At 56.1% G+C, this 17,532-nt stretch carries 15 protein-coding genes; 6 read left to right on the top strand and 9 right to left on the bottom strand.

The genetic code is table 11. The features are described 5' to 3' along the window. Positions 1-424: 424 nt before the first annotated feature. From CKW17_RS04280 to CKW17_RS04255, 6 genes are all read right to left on the bottom strand, one after another. Positions 425-1,738 (bottom strand): PD-(D/E)XK nuclease family protein, encoded by a 1,314-nt coding sequence (locus CKW17_RS04280; RefSeq protein ID WP_095119033.1) that lies wholly within the window; start codon positions 1,736-1,738, stop codon positions 425-427. A 551-nt stretch (positions 1,739-2,289) separates the two neighbouring features. After that, positions 2,290-2,685: a hypothetical protein gene (locus CKW17_RS04275; RefSeq protein ID WP_095118851.1), complete on the bottom strand. Its 396-nt coding sequence runs from the start codon at positions 2,683-2,685 to the stop codon at positions 2,290-2,292. Next, the gene (locus CKW17_RS04270; protein ID WP_095118850.1) at positions 2,682-3,290 is read right to left on the bottom strand and encodes a ParA family protein; all 609 of its coding nucleotides are present in this window, start codon (positions 3,288-3,290) and stop codon (positions 2,682-2,684) included. Before CKW17_RS04270 ends, CKW17_RS04275 begins: the two co-directional genes overlap by 4 nt. 305 nt (positions 3,291-3,595) lie before the next feature. Continuing rightward, complete coding sequence (locus CKW17_RS04265; protein WP_095119032.1) at positions 3,596-4,000, bottom strand: thioesterase family protein; 405 nt, start codon at positions 3,998-4,000, stop codon at positions 3,596-3,598. Positions 4,001-4,128: 128 nt separating this feature from the next. Continuing rightward, positions 4,129-4,878 (bottom strand): hydroxypyruvate isomerase family protein, encoded by a 750-nt coding sequence (locus CKW17_RS04260; RefSeq protein WP_095119031.1) that lies wholly within the window; start codon positions 4,876-4,878, stop codon positions 4,129-4,131. A 93-nt stretch (positions 4,879-4,971) separates the two neighbouring features. Then, positions 4,972-6,537 (bottom strand): carbohydrate porin, encoded by a 1,566-nt coding sequence (locus tag CKW17_RS04255; protein WP_095118849.1) that lies wholly within the window; start codon positions 6,535-6,537, stop codon positions 4,972-4,974. A gap of 165 nt (positions 6,538-6,702) precedes the next feature. On the opposite strand from CKW17_RS04255, the gene CKW17_RS04250 reads away from it, so the two are divergent. The 6 genes from CKW17_RS04250 to CKW17_RS04225 all read left to right on the top strand — a co-directional run bounded on the left by CKW17_RS04250 (position 6,703) and on the right by CKW17_RS04225 (position 13,537). Further along, on the top strand, positions 6,703-7,977 hold the full coding sequence (locus CKW17_RS04250; RefSeq protein WP_095118848.1) for an ABC transporter substrate-binding protein: 1,275 nt from the start codon (positions 6,703-6,705) through the stop codon (positions 7,975-7,977). 21 nt (positions 7,978-7,998) lie between these two features. Then, complete coding sequence (locus CKW17_RS04245; RefSeq protein WP_077572821.1) at positions 7,999-8,961, top strand: carbohydrate ABC transporter permease; 963 nt, start codon at positions 7,999-8,001, stop codon at positions 8,959-8,961. Beyond that, positions 8,958-9,800 (top strand): carbohydrate ABC transporter permease, encoded by an 843-nt coding sequence (locus CKW17_RS04240; RefSeq protein ID WP_095118847.1) that lies wholly within the window; start codon positions 8,958-8,960, stop codon positions 9,798-9,800. The genes CKW17_RS04245 and CKW17_RS04240 overlap by 4 nt, the downstream gene beginning before the upstream one ends. A 27-nt stretch (positions 9,801-9,827) precedes the next feature. Then, positions 9,828-10,973, top strand: coding sequence for an ABC transporter ATP-binding protein (locus tag CKW17_RS04235; protein ID WP_095118846.1), 1,146 nt, complete (start codon positions 9,828-9,830; stop codon positions 10,971-10,973). A 26-nt stretch (positions 10,974-10,999) separates the two neighbouring features. Continuing rightward, entirely contained in the window at positions 11,000-12,469 is a 1,470-nt protein-coding gene (locus tag CKW17_RS04230; RefSeq protein ID WP_371850947.1) for a glycoside hydrolase family 32 protein, read from the top strand. A gap of 75 nt (positions 12,470-12,544) precedes the next feature. Then, positions 12,545-13,537 carry a LacI family DNA-binding transcriptional regulator gene (locus CKW17_RS04225; RefSeq protein ID WP_095118844.1) on the top strand — a complete coding sequence of 331 codons (993 nt, stop codon included), beginning with the start codon at positions 12,545-12,547 and terminating at the stop codon, positions 13,535-13,537. A gap of 55 nt (positions 13,538-13,592) precedes the next feature. Here CKW17_RS04225 and CKW17_RS04220 read toward each other — a convergent pair whose 3' ends face one another. The 3 genes from CKW17_RS04220 to CKW17_RS04210 form a co-directional block, all read right to left on the bottom strand. Then, a complete protein-coding gene (locus CKW17_RS04220; RefSeq protein ID WP_095118843.1) occupies positions 13,593-15,992 on the bottom strand; it encodes a TonB-dependent siderophore receptor in 2,400 nt (799 codons plus the stop codon). Positions 15,993-16,059: 67 nt separating this feature from the next. Further along, a complete protein-coding gene (locus CKW17_RS04215; RefSeq protein WP_176470028.1) occupies positions 16,060-17,010 on the bottom strand; it encodes a FecR domain-containing protein in 951 nt (316 codons plus the stop codon). Continuing rightward, entirely contained in the window at positions 17,007-17,516 is a 510-nt protein-coding gene (locus tag CKW17_RS04210) for a sigma-70 family RNA polymerase sigma factor (protein WP_095118841.1), read from the bottom strand. Before CKW17_RS04210 ends, CKW17_RS04215 begins: the two co-directional genes overlap by 4 nt. Positions 17,517-17,532: the final 16 nt, after the last annotated feature.

Below are 17,532 nucleotides of genomic sequence, written 5' to 3'. Positions count from 1 at the left end.
GTTTTGGTCGCCAATTCAGCGCCGGATCGGGATGAACGAGCGCTAGAGTTTTTAAGGCGAAATTTGGGCGAATCCGGTCCGTGAAGTCTAATATCGGACGTAGACTGGTCCGCGTCAGGCCGGACTTTCAGTTCTGCTGCGACTTGTGGGCGGGTTTGAGTTTACAGACCGAAAGCGGCCTCCGAGCAAACAGGAAGGAGTTAGAATCCTATCCAGGTGATCGGGTTTACCCAATGATGGCTTTCGACCCATAGCTGCACTTCACGATCTACGTTCCATAAGTAGAGTTCGCAGGGGTAGGCGAAATGCTGCGGCCATCGATTGTCCTTCATGTGTTGAGCTAGCTGTCGGACGGCCTCCAATGGCATCACTAAACCAACCGGTTAGAAACTCCTATCAGCTTCGAGGTGCTTGGGATTGGAAACTACCTATTACTCAAGAATTTATTTAGAATTTTATCAATTTTAGCAATTGTTTGGACCGCAATATCAATCGCTTCAGTTGGCGTAACGTGCTCAGCGATGAGAATTCTTCTTCGGTCAGAGGTCTGTCGCTTACTAAGGCCACTGAAGAATGTTTCAAAACTAGCACGCAATTCCGCCTCGTCGCACGTAAGAGGGTTGAATTCATTCTTCAGCCACACCAATTTTATCGTAAACTTTGGAGCTGATGGAGTTGATACTCTAGCGACTCGATATACGTCGAGGTACATTGGCCAGCCCTCATCACGCTGGAAGCTTCCGATTTTGGAAGAAGTCAGAGCGACCCAATAACTCCCTTCTTGGATAAACTCCGCTGCTAAACTAGGCTTAGCTTTGGCAAGCTTCTGCGCTAGGCTTGTTACTCCTCTAATCTTGATTAGCTTCTCACAGACCGGTTTGTGCTGAGAGAAAAATATCATCAGTTCTCCGACCGTCCCTTGGAGAATGGAGGGTTCCCAAGTCTCCATTGGAACGCGCTTAAGCTCACGCATGCTTTCGATAACTATTGGATAAGAAAGCGCAATGTCGGCCATCAAATCTGACTGCGCCTTGCTCGCTGGGCTTTTCCAATTGGTTACACTTTGGCAGTAGGTGGCTAAAAGTTGCGCCGATTGGTTTCCTCGATTCAAGCTGTGTCGGGCCCGATTTGCTGAAGGTTCAAGCCACTGATAATCAAGCAAGCACCAGCGATTGCCAAGGGAGGATAAATGGGCTTCAGAGTACGACTCAAGATCTTTATCAATGACTACAAATGCGACGTCGTACCCTGAAAAAACCATACGAGCGGCTAATTCTGATTTTACTGATTTTACATATCTCTCTAGCTGCCCAGCATCTAACGCAGCTTTTATTTTGTTTTCAATTGCTATAAGTATTCTGTTCCTTGGATCTAATAAAAAAAGATCCAGCCTGCCATTGCTAGAGCCATCATTGATCTTTATTTTAAATTCTCGCGTTACAAATGCAGCGCCGAAACTGGTTGTGCGTATCCTGCCTAACGTCCACTTCTCAAAGAATTTTTTATTGTCAAACTTGCAGTTATCACTTGCCTCACATGCAGCCTCCAAAAAATCTTTGATAACGGCGTCGCCTTGAGCATGCCCTTCGTTGGGGTTCATGCACCAAGCCAATATACTCGAATTTTGGTTCTCATTTAAATTTATAACATCGAATACGTTATCGGCTATCTTGTTAAGCTCGATTAGCTCCAGTAATTTTGGATCACTTAAGAAGCTATAGAGTTCGTCAGATTTCATTGATCGTACCTTAATAGGTGCAACTTTGACTTCGAAGATTTTATCTGATTTCAGTACAGTGATTGATAAAGTAGTTAAATTAATTTGATAGATTCTATGTTTGCTGATCAGGCACTCCATTTCTTACAAGCTCAGTTAGCGAGAGAAGAGTAGGGAGTTGCTTGCACGCTGCACAAAAATTATCGGATTGCTCTATGACATCCTCTAAACATAATAGATGAATGGAAATCCTGTCAATGCCATCATGCCCAAATAGTCTTTCTCTGAATGTATCTTTGAATCCAATGCCAGACAAAATTATACTGATATTCGCGTTGTGAAAGGCTATATCCGAATAGTAAGATCTAGCATCTTCTCGATCCAGTTGCGTGCTTCTTAATTTCGATTGAAAATGTATTTTTTTTCGTTGATAAACTAATTCCCCATCTATCCCGTCATCGCTACCTCTCGGGCCGGGAATCAGTCCAAGATATAATGCCATGCGCTGCCCTAATACCTGCTTCCCTGCATTTGAGCACTGTAGTATTGCACTTATGATGAAAAAGGTATTTCTATTCAATTTTAGCTGCTTCCAGAAAATTAAATAGTATGCTTATGCTATTTACCACGCAAATGGTATACAACTTAGTGTTCGTAATGCGGTTGGGGGTTTCTAGAGCCTTGATTCGATTAATATTTTTTAGGCTTAACTCTAGTTGGATTTTTTCTCCTTCAAATTTTCTGCAAAACTTAATTGGCTTAAGAAGATCATCTTCTGATCTTTTGAAAGCATATACGATGGATGAGTTTATTGCCGTTGTTAAATCCCACTCCATCAGTCTCATAATGCATTCTAGTTTTTTTGCCGAGTTCTCGCACAGCCGGATCGCTGGGAAGGCATCTGGTCTTTTAATTGTATCGAGGTTTTTGAGAGCGCCTAGATAGCCTTTATCATCTACATTGCTCATGCCAAAATCTCCCTGAAGCACCCTGTAATATACTTAAGGTCTGCACTTATATCCCAAATGTATTGGGACTCATTTAGGCAGCGGTCAAATTCGTTGTGATAAGGGATATTGAATTGCGTATGCCCATCTAGCGAAAGATCGTTCCGATTAACTCCCATAGCTACAAAAACTTTTCTTGATGGTACTGAAAATTTACTTTCTAAACTTTCGATCATCTTCAAAACTTGAAGTCCATGCACGTGCGAAAGTTGCTGATTGTCAATAGGTATCAATATTAGCGTGGGTTCAGCTTCAACTATTACTTGCAATGCGTTTGTGACGCGAGTATCAACGTCAACCACGATGTTCGCGTACTCGGAAAAGGCTCCCTTGTTTGAGAACTGTTTTCTATTTGGGTTCCAGGTCACGTCGACATGATCCATTCCTGTTTCTACAGTTAGTTCTTCGCTTGGAAATTTTTTTGTGAAAAAATGGAAGGCATCTCCTTGGCTATCACAGTCGATTAACAAGGTGCGTTTGAATCGGGAGCTGATTAGCCCAGCAATGTGAACTGCTAATGTGGTCTTACCTACGCCGCCCTTATGTTGGGCAATTACTGCTCGCATGAGAACCCCAGAGTTTGTTAGTCGCGTTGATCTATGAGTCAGCTGTGAATGAAAGTAATGTACAACGGTATAGGCTCTAAGTCGAATCGGGCGATTTAACTTACTAGCGGCCGATTACTGACATTTTTACGGCCTGCTGAGGAAGAGCACTTAAAGGATAAGATGAGGCCGATAGTCTGCTTCTGGCCGATTGCTGCCGGTCACCAACGCTGCAATCGTCCCATAGCTGCCGGTGAGGAACGGTAGATTTTGACCACAACCGGCCACTTGACCGCCCCCCAAACGTTTTGAGTCCGTCTGATCATCTACGAAAGAAGCGCTCGCAACGGAGCTGGAATGGGTACAACTTCCTTACTTTCCGGTGATACACAAACGTGTGTGACATTCGCTGTAAATGCCAGCACGCCTTCGCCTATAAACCCCTCAACCAAAAAAGTGAAAGAGTGCTCGCCCAACCTGGCCACGCTGACTTTAATAGTCAATTCGTCATCCCACGTCAGCGGAGCCAGCAACTCGATCGACATCGCACGCACCGGCGGCAATATATTAAAACTCATCACCACTCTAAGCCCCGGCCCCCCTACCCATCTGTCGAGTGCTACACCAATGGCCTCTACAGCAAAATATGAGAATCGCGGGGTGTAGACCACCCCTGCCGGATCACAATCTCCGAACAAAATAGTTCGACTTACAAAAACCGCATCAGGCATTAAATCCCCCCTACTCGCCAGCGTCAGGCCGATATCGATGAGTTCTTCTCGCTCGGCCATCAAGGGCTTCTGCCTTTGATGGCGGCGATTGTCCCCACATCAGCGACTCAAAGATTTTCACCTGGGGCCTAAGCACTCATCTGCTTGAACCAGTCAAGACTCTCAACGGTAGACCCAGAAGGACGATATTCACACCCGATCCATCCCGCGTACCCGCGCTGCTCCAGCGCCGCGAACAACGCGGCAAAGTCGATACTCCCCGTTCCCGGCTCGTGACGCCCCGGGCAATCGGCAATTTGCACGTGCACGGTTCTGTCATAAAACCGGGCCAACACATCGGCTGCGTCTCCGGTCAAAAGCTGGGCATGGTAAAGATCAAGAATCAGTCCGACACTCGGGAAGGTCTCCAGTACCTGCTGCGCCTTGCTGAAGTCAGACATGTAATAGCCCGGCATCGCCTCCGCGCTGATCACTTCGATAAGCGGCCGCAGCCCCTGGTCTTCCAAGTACTTGACCGCATATTCCAGGTTGCCCGCGTAGGTTCGCTCAGCGTCATTCTGCGTGGTAACGCCCGACATGATGTGGACATCCGCACACGCCAAGGTCTTTGCGTAGCGGGCGGCCTGGAGCAACCCGTCACGAAACTCCTCCCCCCTGCCCTGTAACGCGGCGATGCCTTTGGTCACGCCAGCCGGGGCGGCGAACTGAATCAACGGCAAACTGTATTGGGCTAGATGGTCGGCAAGCAGACTGGCGTCGAATTCGTACGGTGACGGGAACTCCACTGCCCGGAAACCGGCGGCTGCGGCGGCTTCGATGCGTTGTAGAAAAGGCAATTCATTGAATTGGAAGCCGAGATGAGCATTGAACTTGAGCATTGGGTAATCATCCATCCTGGGAAGAAACGACATCATTAGCCTGGAGCATCCTTTGCCGCTCCAGCACTGCACTATCGCAAGTGTGTTCAACAATTAAAACCAGGTTTCCATCTGGATGCCGTATTGCCACACCCCTCCCGCCTGGAAGTCGGACATGCCAAAGGCGTCTGTGGTACTGAACCTGTCCAGATCCGAAGACCAGTTCATGTAGCTGGCGAACACTCGCAACTCGGGTCGCGTGAGAAGATCACCAACGTCAAGCTTGAATGTCGGGGCGACCGTGAATTTCCAGAAGTTACCATCGACCGCATTGCGTTGTAGATAGCCTTTGGGGTCGAGGTTCATGGTTTGCCAGCTCATTTCGTAGGCCATTTCGAAGTTGCTGTTGATTGTGTTGGCCAAGCGCACGTTCAAGGTCAGCCAGCGGTAGTCGTCACCTTTGACGTATCGATCCTTGCTCTGTTCGGCCAGCAAGCTAGGCCCGATGCGCCAGTCAGAGGTCAGCGGGGTCTCACCGTAAAGCGCCAGACGCAGCGCGCGGGCGTCGTCGATCAACTCACCGTCCGAGCCAATGTTCTTGACCTCTGCCCCCAGACCCTGCCCATAGAGCAACGCCGTTTTGAAGAAGCCTTCCCTGCCGAAAAAGGTCTTCTGGTGATTGGCCAGCATGCTGTGCAAACCACTATCCGCAGGCGTCAAACCGGCTTTGTTGGTGTGGGTGCTGAAATCGTTTTTCTTGGCGCCGATGGCGTTGTACATCCACTGCCACTGGCCATCCTCGAAGAACTGGTTGGAGGTCAGGACGTAGCTTTCCACATCGGCATTAATCCCGCCTTGACTGAAATCCCCGTAACTACGCCCAATCAACGAGTAATTCGAGCGCCAATGCTTGTTCATCTGCACATCGTAAATTCCACCGCCAGTGCCGGCCAGGTAAACGACGTCGGAGTCCAGCCAGTGAATATCGAAATTATCTCTATCGAAGCGCTTGCCCGCCCACAGCGTAGCGTTCTCGAAGACTGAATTGCCTTTGAACGCAGCGACATGGTCGAGCGTGGCGAACACCTGGCGCACGTTGAGGTTGCTTTCGTCGGCCGTCCAATCATTGGAGCTTTCCAGGCCGTCGGCGATGGAGACCGTGAATTTTGAACGGGTGCCGTTTTGCGCATAGAGCTCTTTCGACAAGTCGATACGCATGTAGGTGTCGTCCTCGTTACCGAGTCGCCCGACTGCACCACCCACCGAGCCTGCCGGCGTTGTGTAAGGGCCGCCACGCCCGCCACCCAGCCCCTCGTCGACCAGCAATCCGGAGCGCGCATAGCCGTTGAAGCTGAACCCATCGGTGAGATGTCCGGTACTGCCCTCCTTCTCCAGGCTTTGCTGACGGGCTTCGAGTTTTGCCAGTCGGGTATCCAGAGCCGGTGCGGAAATGGCTGTTGCGTTAGCCGCGACGGACTGCGAGGGAGGCGTCGCGAATTTGATCTGCTGCAATTCCCGGGCAATTGCCTGGGTCTGCTGTTCGGCTGTGGCTGCACGCTTTTCCGCTGCGCTGGCACGCGCTTCAAGTGCGGCCATGCGCTCTTCCAGCGTCGCGGCCTGAGAAGCCGCCGCCGATGTGCCGAGCACGCCGACCAGTAGCCAGCTTGATCCTATCTGCATGTTGATTCCCTGTTTTGTTTTTATTTTTGGTTGCCGCAGTTGCCTTTTTTTCGTGAGTCGCGAGTTGTCACAAACGACAAAAAAAGGATGCCTCATCGCAAATACGCTGCTACATTTGGCGATGTTAACGTTAACTTTTCTAAAAACAAAAATAAAGGACGCTCGATGAAACACCTGAAATCGCTCCTGCCCGTAGCATTGATCACCCTGTCTGCCGCACTGCCATCCGTCTCGAGCGCAACCGATCTGACGATCTCCTGCGGTGCGGTGGGTGCGGAGTTGCAGCTGTGCAAGGAGGCCGTCGAGACATGGTCGAAACAGACTGGCAACAACGTCGAGGTGGTCTCCACGCCTAACTCGGCAACCGAGAGGTTGTCGTTCTACCAGCAGATCCTCAGTGCGCAGTCCACCGACATCGACATCATTCAAATCGATATGGTGTGGCCGGGGATGCTGGCCAAACACCTGATGGATCTGCGTGAAGCGCTTCCCGCCAACGCGACCCAAGGCTACTTCCAGGCCCAGGTCGATAACGCCACGGTCAACGGGCGGCTGGTGACGATGCCGTGGTTCACCGACTCGGGGCTGCTGTATTACCGCAAAGACTTGCTTGAGAAATACAACAAGCCGATTCCCCAGACGTGGGAGGAAATGACCGCTACCGCCAGGGATGTGCAACAGGCTGAGCGCAACGCCGGCAACGCCAATGCCTGGGGTTACATCTTTCAGGGACGTGCCTACGAGGGGCTGACGTGTAATGCGCTGGAGTGGATCAGCAGCCAGCCGCAAGGCGGACTGATCAATCAACGCGGCGACATCGTGGTCAACAGTCAGGCCTCGAGAGCGGCGTTGACCTTGGCGAAAAGCTGGGTCGGAGATATCTCCCCGCGGGGCGTGCTCAATTACACCGAGGAAGAAGGACGTGGTGTATTCCAGTCGGGCAATGCGCTGTTCATGCGTAACTGGCCTTATGTCTGGGCCCTGGTGCAAAGCCAGGACAGCGCCGTAAAAGACAAGGTCGGCGTCGCTCCCCTGCCCCGCGGCGGCGAAACCGGCGAGCATGCCTCCACCCTCGGTGGCTGGGGCCTGGCGGTCTCGCGTTACAGCGCTCATCCGAAACTTGCCGCCGAGTTGGTGAGCTACCTGAGCAGTGCCCAAGAGCAAAAACGTCGAGCGCTGAAAGGCGGCTATAACCCGGTGATCGAGTCGCTGTATCAAGATCCCGAGTTGCTCGCGGCCATGCCTTATTACGCTCAGCTGCACAGCATTCTCAACGCTGGGGTCATGCGCCCCGCCGCCATCACTGCCGATCGCTATCCACGGGTCTCCAATGCGTTCTTCGATCGGGTGCATGGCGTGCTGGCGGGCGAGTTGCCCGTCGATCAGGCGCTGGCCGAACTGGAAAGCGAACTCACGCGCATCAAACGCCGGAACTGGTAAGCCACAAGGAAGGAAATCACCATGTCTGTCTCTACGACCCATGCCCCTTTTGACGAGCTTCTGCTCACGAGGGAGACGCCTGTACAACGTCGCCGAGTGCGCGCTGCCTGGCTGTTTCTGACGCCGATGCTGGTCTGCCTGGCCTTGGTGGCTGCGTGGCCGCTGCTGCGCACATTCTGGTTCAGCCTGACCGACGCCAGCCTGGCGGACACCGGTGGCGCAACCTTCATTGGCCTGAGCAATTATCTGCTGTTCAGCGATGCCGGCTGGTCGGGCATCCTCGTCGATCCACAGTGGTGGAATGCGGTGCGCAACACGTTGTATTTCACGGTGGTCTCGGTGGGACTGGAAGTCGTCCTGGGGCTGTTGGTGGCGTTGCTGCTGAACATCAAGTTCACCGGCCGTTCGCTGGTGCGGGCGTTGATTCTGATTCCGTGGGCGATTCCGACGATCGTCTCGGCGAAGATCTGGTCATGGATGCTTAACGACCAGTTCGGCATCATCAATCACCTGATGCTCAGCCTCGGCCTGATTGACGCGCCTCTGGCCTGGACGGCAGATGCCGACCTGTCGATGTGGGCGGTGATCATTGTTGACGTTTGGAAAACCGTACCCTTCGTCACGTTGCTGATGCTGGCGGCCTTGCAGATGTTGCCGAGCGATTGCTACGAAGCGGCCAGGGTCGATGGCATTCATCCGCTGAACGTGTTCTGGCGTGTCACGCTGCCACTGTTGATGCCTGCGCTGCTGGTGGCGGCGATCTTCCGCATCCTCGATTCGCTGCGGGTATTCGACGTCATCTATGTGCTGACCTCGAACTCGTCGAGCACCATGAGCATGTCGGTGTATGCCCGCCAGCACCTGGTGGAGTTTCAGGACGTCGGTTACGGCAGCGCGGCGTCGACGCTGTTGTTTCTGGTGGTCGCGGTGATCGCCATGCTTTATCTCTACCTCGGACGCCGTCAACTGGAGGTCCGCGCATGAGCCCGCGCCTGCTGAAAAAAGCGCTGTTGCGCCTCGGATTCTGGTGCCTGATCGGGGTGTTGCTGCTGTATGCGGTTTTCCCGTTCTACTACGCCATCGTGACGTCGCTGAAGCCCTCCAGTGCCTTGTTCGAGGTGAGTTACTGGATCGAAAATCCCGACTTCTCCAATTACGCGGCGATCCTCCACCAGGCCTCATTCCTGCGGGCAATTGGTAATTCGCTGGTGGTTGCGCTGTGCGTGGTCACATTGGCGCTGTTCCTCAGCCTGACCGCTGCCTATGCCTTGGGCCGAGTGAAATTCCGTGGGCGTGGCACGGTGTTGATGATGGTGCTTGGCGTGTCGATGTTTCCTCAGGTCGCGGTGCTGTCGGGACTGTTCGAAGTGATCCGCGCCTTGGGTCTGTACAACACCTCGTGGGCGTTGATCCTCAGCTACACGATTTTCACCCTGCCCTTCACCGTCTGGGTGCTGACCACCTTCATGGGGCAACTCCCCCATGAACTGGAGGAAGCGGCAATCATGGATGGTGCGTCCCCGTGGGTGACGCTGACCCGCGTGCTGTTGCCGCTACTCTGGCCCGCCCTGGTCACCACCGGTTTGTTGGCCTTCATCGCGGCGTGGAACGAGTTTCTGTTTGCCCTGACGTTCACCCTCACCGACAGCCAACGCACGGTGCCGGTCGCCATCGCCTTGATTTCCGGCGGCAGCCCCCATGAGTTGCCTTGGGGCTTGTTGATGGCTGCCTCGGTGCTGGTCACCGTCCCACTGGTGATTCTGGTGCTGATCTTCCAGCGCCGAATCGTTTCCGGTCTCACTGCCGGCGCGTTAAAGGGTTGATGCCCAATAAAGACAAGGAAAAGCATCGTGATCAAATTGAAACTGGACAACGTCAACAAACAATTGGGCGGCGCGCGGATTCTTCGCGACATCAACCTGGAGATTGCGGCGGGTGAATTCGTCGTGTTCGTCGGCCCTTCGGGCTGCGGAAAGTCGACGCTGCTGCGCCTGATCGCCGGACTGGATTCGATCTGCGCCGGTGATTTGCTGATCGACGGGCGGCGAGTCAACGACCTCGAACCGCGCGAACGTGGCGTCGGCATGGTCTTTCAGTCCTATGCGCTGTACCCGCACATGAGCGTCTACGACAACATCAGTTTCGGTCTCAAACTGGCCAAAACTGAAAAGAGCAGCCTGCGCGAGCGGGTGCTGAAAACTGCGCAAATCCTGCAATTGGACAAACTGCTGCAACGCAAACCAAAAGAACTGTCTGGCGGGCAGCGTCAGCGAGTAGCCATGGGTAGAGCCATGGCGCGGGAGCCGGACATTCTGTTGTTCGATGAGCCGCTGTCCAACCTGGATGCTTCATTGCGGGTGCAGATGCGCAACGAAATCGCCCGACTGCATGCCCGATTGCGCTCAACCATGATCTACGTCACTCACGATCAGGTGGAAGCGATGACCCTGGCCGACAAAATTGTCGTGCTCAATGGCGGCCATATAGAGCAGGTCGGCTCACCGCGCGAACTCTACGAGCACCCGGCCAGCCGCTTTGTCGCCGGTTTTCTCGGTTCGCCGAAAATGAATTTCCTGCCGGCACGCCTACAGGCGCCGGGCGAAACCAGCCTGGTCGATGCTGCCGTTTTGGGGATGACCACCCTGCCCTTCGACAGCTCGAACCTGGCGGCAGACACCGCGCTGAGCCTGGGTGTTCGCCCGGAACACCTGTCGCTCAAAGCGGCGCCGGGAAGCGCTGGCGTCGTCGTGACCGGGGTCGAATACTTGGGCAGTGAAACCTATGTGCACCTGGATACCGGGCAGGACGAGCCATTGATCTGTCGTTGTGAAGTCAACGCCGGTTGGCAGACAGGCGATCGGGTCGAGCTGCAACTGGACATCGACAAGATCCACCTGTTCGACAGCGACGGCACGGCATTGAAGCGCCACCCGCACGCCATTGAATCCGCGCAGGATGGCCTCTCTTTGCGCTCAGTCCGAGCACACGCCCTATGACCTTTTTGAATACCCAGAGCGATCCCATGTCTTCGCCCCTTGACCTTGCGCAGCGCGCACTGGCTGACAGCCAGTCTCGCGTCATCGAGGATTATCGACCCGGTTATCATATTGCCCCGCCGGCAGGCTGGATGAACGACCCGAACGGCGTCGTGTACTTCCGCGGTGAATATCACGTTTTCTATCAGCATCACCCCTTCGACGCGAAATGGGGGCCGATGTATTGGGGCCACGCCAAGAGTGCCGATCTGGTGCACTGGCAGCACCTGCCCATTGCGCTGGCACCCGGCGATGACTGCGACCGCGACGGCTGTTTCTCCGGTAGCGCCGTGGTCTGTGGCGATACCCTGGCCCTGATCTACACCGGGCACACCTGGCTGGGCGAAGTGGGTGATGAACGCTTGATCCGACAGGTCCAGTGCCTGGCAACCAGCAACGACGGCATCCACTTCGTCAAACACGGCGCGGTGATCGACAGCGCGCCGCAAGACACCATCATGCACTTCCGTGACCCCAAGGTCTGGCAGGCGGATGGCTATTGGTACCTGATTGCCGGCGCACGTCTGGGCGACAGACCGCTGCTGCCGTTGTACCGCTCCACGGATCTGCACGCCTGGGAATTCCTTGACTATGTGTCAGCCGGCAGCGAGGGCGATGGCTATATGTGGGAATGCCCGGACCTGTTTCGGCTGAATGGACGCGATGTGCTGCTGTACTCTCCGCAAGGCATGCAAGCCGACGGTTACGACCGGCTCAACAAGTACCAGACCGGTTATCGAGTGGGCCAACTCGACAACCAGTGGCAGTTCACGGGCGGGCCTTTTATCGAGCTGGATAACGGCCACGATTTCTATGCGGCGCAGACGCTGTTGGCCGCCGATGGTCGGCGCCTCGTCTGGGCATGGCTGGACATGTGGGAAAGCCCGATGCCGAGCCAGGCCCATCACTGGTGCGGCATGCTCGGATTGCCACGCGAACTTGAGCTGTGCGCCGATCGCCTTTGCGTGTATCCGGCACGGGAGCTCAGCGCGCTACGTATGACGCAATTGCCGGGGACGCCGTGGTGGGAAGCGTCGGGAACCCGCCGGGTGCCGGAGGTAAACGGCGACATGCTCGAACTCCATGTGCATTTGGATCTGCTCGGCTGCACTGACGGCCACCTGGGAGTCGCTTTGCGTTGCAGCGACGATGGCCGTGAAGAAACCCTGCTCTATTACGATGCGTCACTGCAGCGCCTGGTGCTTGACCGCAGCCGCTCGGGTGCGCAAGTCACCGGCCAGCGCAGCGTCTCGATAGACCCGGCGCAAGAGCGACTTGAGCTGCGCGTGTTCCTCGATCGCTCATCCATCGAGGTGTTCGACGAAAACGGCCGCTTCAGCCTCAGCAGTCGCCTCTATCCGCGCTCCGACAGTCTGGGCGTGAAGCTGGTGGCAAGCGGGAGTGGCGGCCGCGTCTCGATTGCCAAGGCATGGCCGCTCGGTTCTGCATGGTCATGAACGGCGTCATTCGGGTCGCGAGAAGCCCTGGCCCTGTGTCATGATTCTGCGTCAACCTGACCGGCCGCACTTCGCATGACTTCAGTGAAAGACGTTGCACAACTGGCCGGCGTGTCCCTGATGACGGTGTCTCGAGCGCTCAATACTCCGGAAAAACTGAGCCCCGAAACCCTTCTACGGGTGCGTCGTGCCATTGATGAACTGCAATTCGTACCCAGCCTGTCAGCGCGCAAGATGCGCGGTGACAACCTCCAGTCGCGCACCATCGGCGTGTTCGCGCTGGACACCGCGACCACGCCCTTCGCGGTCGAGCTGCTGCTGTCCATTGAGCAGACCGCGCAGCAGGCCGGCTGGAATGTCTTTATCCTCAACCTGCTGAGCAACCCGCCCACCGACCAGAACATCGACCTGATGCTGTCGCACCGTCCGGACGGTCTGATCTTCAGCGCCATGGGGTTTCGCCAGGTCAGCATTCCCGAGCGCTTGAAGAGCAAGCCGCTGGTGCTCGCCAATTGTCTGGCAGATGACAGCAGCCTCGTCAGTTATGTGCCCGACGACGAAATGGGCCAGTATCGCGCCGTACACCACGCGTTGAGCCTCGGCTACAAGCGTCCTCTGTGTATCAATCTGCCGAAACAGAGTCTGGCATGGGGGCTACGACAAAAGGGTCTGCAAAGTGCCTGTCAGGCATTCGGACTGGCGCCTGACACGCTCCTGCAATACGACCTTTCCGATCATGATGCCTACAGTGAAACAGCCGCTATCCTCGACCGGCATGTGATTGATGGTCGCCCCCAATTCGATATTCTGATCTGTGGCAACGACCGTATCGCCTTTTGTGCCTATCAACTGTTGTTAGGGCGAGGCCTGAAAATTCCCGACGATGTCGCCGTGCTCGGCTACGACAACATGATCGGCATTGCCGAGTTGTTCATCCCGCCGCTGACCACCGTGCAACTGCCGTACTACGAGATCGGTCGCCAGGCTGCACGGCATCTGATCGAGACCCTGGAGCTATCGGGAACTCAGCGAGTTGACTGTCCATTGGTGGTCAGGACATCACTCTGAGAGTGGGTCAGTTCGCTGATAGCACTCCCGATTGCTTTGGATTTGCCGAGTGGAATCAGAAGTCCACCGTCGCTGAAAGCAGGTAGGTTCTCGGTGTCGACAACGTCAACCCCGGTTCACTGTCATCCGAAGCGCCTGCCGAACTCCAATAACGCTTATCCAGCACGTTCTCGACATTGGCGCGCAGGGTGATGGTTTTCTCATCGACTTCAAACGCGTACCGAGTGCCGACATCGAAGCGCTCCCAGGAATCGATTTCCTTGTCGTTGGACTGATCCAGATACTGCGAACTCGAATAGATGCCCCGCGTTGTCAGCGTCAGCCCCTGCACCGTCGGCACGTCCCACTCGGCGCCGAGGTTGACGTTGTATTTCGGCGTCGCCGGCGCGCGATTGCCGTCGAAGGTGCCATTGGTGGTCTTGGTCAATTCGCTGTCGATGTACATCACGCCGCCAAGCAAACGGAAGCCTTTGAGCGGTTCGCCGAACACGCTCAGCTCCACGCCATTGTTCTCGCGCTTGCCATTGGGCCCGAAGACTCGCGTGGTGGCGTTGGTTTCGTACGCCGGTTGCTTGATGCGAAACACCGCAGCGGTCAACGCGTAGGCGCCGGCATCGTACTTGGCACCGACTTCAACCTGGCGGCTAATAAATGGCGGGAAGATTTCGTCTTCGTTGATGGAAGTCGACGGCGCGATCTTGCCCTGGCTCAGACCTTCCATGTAGTTGGCGTACAGCGACAGTTTGTCAGTCGCCTTGAACAGAATCCCACCCGAAGGCGAAACCTTTTCTTCGTCGTATGCGGTGTCACCTTTGACGTCATCGCTCCAGTCATCGACTTTCACCCGCTGCCAGCGAGCGCCGAGGGTCAGCAGCAATCGATCGTCGAAAAAGCCCAGGGTGTCGGACAGCGCTACGCCGCTGAAGCGGTTTTCCGTGTAGACCTTGGCGTCATTGCGTGTCGGCGTGCCGGGTTTTGCTGTTTCAACCGGGTCATACAGGTTGCTGCGTCCTGCCGCGTAACGCGCGCCGCCGTTCTCGAAGTCCATGTAGAAGTAGCTGGCCGCGAGGTTGACCTCATGGCTCACCGGCCCGGTATGGAACCAGTTGCGCACGCCTGCCGTGGCGGTACGGACATTCTCGTCGCGGGTGAAGTCGCGCGGCAGTACGCTGAAATCACCGGCATCGTTGGTGACGGAAACGGCGTGGCGCAAGAAGTCATGATTACTTTTGCGCGCGCCGACGCCGCCGTACAGCATCACCGAATCATTGACGTCGAACTCAGCGTTGAGCGTGCCGAAGGTGTCCTCGGTTTTCGCCTGAGTCCACGGTTGCGCGTAGTTGCGATGCACCTTGTTCGCGCTCGGAACCTTGGCATTGGCCGCGACCTGCACGCGCTCCTGTGGCGCATCGGTGTCGCGTTCGGTGTGGCCGATATCGGTCGAAAGCCGTAGTCGCTCACCGCGAAAATCCAGGCCGAGCACAGCCATGTCACGGTCGACGCTCTGGTGATCCCATTCCGTGTCACCGGATTGCTTCACGCCGTTGAAACGCAGGCCGAACTGATTGTCTTCACCGAACCGCCGGCCGACATCCACCGCGCCGCCGACCTGATTGTTCGACGCATAATTGGCCGTCAGCGAGGTGATCGGTTTGTCGGTTGCTCGCTTGGGCACCACGTTGATCCCCCCGCCTACGCTACCCCGTGGCGAGATGCCGTTAATGAGCTGGCTCGGGCCTTTGAGAATATCGACGCGATCGGCCATTTCCATGTCGATCGTGTAAGTCGGCAAAACACCGTAGAGGCCGTTATAGGCGACGTCGCTGTTGAACAGACTGAAACCACGGATGGTGAACTGCTCGTAGCGACCACCGGCCGGGTTGGTCGCGCGCACCGACGGGTCGCTGGAAATCAGATCGCCCAAGGTGCGCGCCTGCTGATTCTTCACCGCTTCGCTGGTGTAGGTGGTCATGCTGAACGGGGTTTCCATGAAGTCTTTCGCCCCCAGCAAACCCTGTGAGCCGCGTCGCGCAACCTGGCCACCGGCAAACACATCGTCGCTGGAGCCGGTGGCACCCAGAATCGACGTCGGCGCCAGTTGCAGGCTGCTGCCCTCGGCGGCTGGAATCAGTGTGTAGGCCTGCTCGCCCAGCGGTTGCAGTTGCAGACCGGAACCCAGCAACAAGCGAGCGAACCCCTCCTCCACAGCGAATTCGCCGGACAAACCGTTGCTGTTGCGGCCACTCACCAGTGCCGGATCGACCGACAGATTGACCCCTGCCAACCCGGCAAATCGGGTCAGTGCTGCACTCAAACTACCGGCTGGCACCTGGTAACTGCGCCGAGCGACGTCTTCGGCCCAACTGGACTGGATCAACACAGGGCTGGCACTCAGGCTCAGCAGGAGGCTCAACTGCAACAACGGACGCAAACGACTTGGGAATACTGCGGGCATTGGAAGAAGCTCTCGATTTTGTTCACTTACCTGCAATGACCGGTGAGGCGAAAAAAAGGGACAGGCTTCAGACGATATTTTTTCGCGGCGTCAGCGTTACCCAGAAACGCGTGCGCGAATGCACCTCCAACGGCAGGCTCGCCGCCAGCAGGGCCAGGACTTTATCGGTGTCGTCGAGACGGAAACTGCCGGTGACACGCAGACCTTCCAGTGCCGGCTCCCAGCGCAGCAGTCCCGAGCGATAACGGCTCAACTCGCGCAGGAAATCCCCCAACGGCTGGTTTTGCGCCATCAACACACCGTCACGCCAGCCCGGCATTTTGGCGTCGAACAGCGCGATCGGTCCGGCGCCGGAGGCCTGCAAATTGACCTGTTGCCCGGCGTTCAACTGCAGCACCGGCCCGTGCAACGGCTGCAATTGCACCGAGCCGCTGACCACCGACACGTTGCAGTCACGCTCGTTGAGGCGCACGCAGACTTCGCTGCGGCTGACAATGATCCGACCGTACGACGCGTTGACCGTCAATGCCGTGCTACCCGGAACGTTGAGCGCCATTTCGCCGCGCACCAACGTCAACTGACGGCTGGCCAGATCGACGTTCACCGCACTGGCGGTGTTCAGTTGCAAGGTGCTGCCGTCGGTCAGCCGTGTACGCGTGTGCTCTCCGGTGGAAGTCTGCAAATCCGCGCGCCAGACGTCGAGCGGCAACTGGCGACTGATCAGCCACGCCGTCGGCACCAAGGCCGCCAGCCCCAGCGCCCTTTTCAATGCTGCCCGCCGCGCCAGATCCGGGCGATCGAGTGTGGCCATGGCCAATTCTGTCGGCAGACTGGCAAAGCGCTGGCGCAGCAATTGAATCTTCTGCCAGGCGTTTTCATGGCGGCTATCGCTGTCGCGCCAGTGCTTCAGTCGCACGTGATCGGCTTCACTGGCCTCGCCGGATTCGAGCAATGCCAACCACTGTGCGGCGGCACGCGCCACTTCACGCGCTTCCGTGTTGGGTGCGACGCGCATCATAGATCCAACATCAAACAATGCTCGTAAGCCATTGCCATGTAACGTTTTATACTGCGCTCGGAAACCTGCAAACGTTCGGCAATTTCACGGTAACCGAGGCCTTCGATCTGACTCAGGAGAAAGGCCCGACGCACCGCTCGCGGCAAACCATCGAGTACCTCGTCCAGCGCTTGCAAGGTTTCCAGCAGCAGCCAACGTTGCTCGGGCGACGGCACGCATTCTTCGGGCAATTGCGCGAGGGCTTCGAGATAGGCCTTTTCCAGACTGCGGCGGGTGTAGAAATTGCTCAGCAGGCGTTTGCCCACGGTCAGCAGATAAGCGCGCGGCTCACGCATGTCGGCAATCGGTTGAGCGCTGCACAGCACGCGCAAAAAGGTATCCTGGCTCAGGTCCGCCGCATCCCAGGCATTGCCCATGCGCCGCCGCAGCCAGGTTTCCAGCCAGCCTCGATGGTCGCGATACAGTTCGTGCAGGTGCTGCGGCGATGGCGTCGCTGCTTCAGTCATCTCAAGAGTCCTGCGC

This window comes from Pseudomonas sp. Irchel s3f10 (assembly GCF_900187515.1).
GTDB classification, from domain to species: Bacteria; Pseudomonadota; Gammaproteobacteria; order Pseudomonadales; family Pseudomonadaceae; genus Aquipseudomonas; species Aquipseudomonas tensinigenes.
The sequence above is the reverse complement of the archived record's forward strand: the minus strand, read 5'-3'. Positions and strand labels throughout refer to the sequence as shown.

Excerpts from the sequence above, each read along its gene's own strand:
- CKW17_RS04255 (WP_095118849.1), bottom strand. The coding sequence starts at position 6,537 with ATGCAGATAGGATCAAGCTGGCTACTGGTCGGCGTGCTCGGCACATCG.
- CKW17_RS04280 (WP_095119033.1), bottom strand. The coding sequence starts at position 1,738 with ATGAAATCTGACGAACTCTATAGCTTCTTAAGTGATCCAAAATTACTG.
- CKW17_RS04225 (WP_095118844.1), top strand. The coding sequence starts at position 12,545 with ATGACTTCAGTGAAAGACGTTGCACAACTGGCCGGCGTGTCCCTGATG.
- CKW17_RS04270 (WP_095118850.1), bottom strand. The coding sequence starts at position 3,290 with ATGCGAGCAGTAATTGCCCAACATAAGGGCGGCGTAGGTAAGACCACA.
- CKW17_RS04275 (WP_095118851.1), bottom strand. The coding sequence starts at position 2,685 with ATGAGCAATGTAGATGATAAAGGCTATCTAGGCGCTCTCAAAAACCTC.
- CKW17_RS04220 (WP_095118843.1), bottom strand. The coding sequence starts at position 15,992 with ATGCCCGCAGTATTCCCAAGTCGTTTGCGTCCGTTGTTGCAGTTGAGC.
- CKW17_RS04265 (WP_095119032.1), bottom strand. The coding sequence starts at position 4,000 with ATGCCTGATGCGGTTTTTGTAAGTCGAACTATTTTGTTCGGAGATTGT.
- CKW17_RS04240 (WP_095118847.1), top strand. The coding sequence starts at position 8,958 with ATGAGCCCGCGCCTGCTGAAAAAAGCGCTGTTGCGCCTCGGATTCTGG.
- CKW17_RS04210 (WP_095118841.1), bottom strand. The coding sequence starts at position 17,516 with ATGACTGAAGCAGCGACGCCATCGCCGCAGCACCTGCACGAACTGTAT.
- CKW17_RS04215 (WP_176470028.1), bottom strand. The coding sequence starts at position 17,010 with ATGATGCGCGTCGCACCCAACACGGAAGCGCGTGAAGTGGCGCGTGCC.
- CKW17_RS04250 (WP_095118848.1), top strand. The coding sequence starts at position 6,703 with ATGAAACACCTGAAATCGCTCCTGCCCGTAGCATTGATCACCCTGTCT.
- CKW17_RS04230 (WP_371850947.1), top strand. The coding sequence starts at position 11,000 with ATGTCTTCGCCCCTTGACCTTGCGCAGCGCGCACTGGCTGACAGCCAG.
- CKW17_RS04260 (WP_095119031.1), bottom strand. The coding sequence starts at position 4,878 with ATGCTCAAGTTCAATGCTCATCTCGGCTTCCAATTCAATGAATTGCCT.
- CKW17_RS04245 (WP_077572821.1), top strand. The coding sequence starts at position 7,999 with ATGTCTGTCTCTACGACCCATGCCCCTTTTGACGAGCTTCTGCTCACG.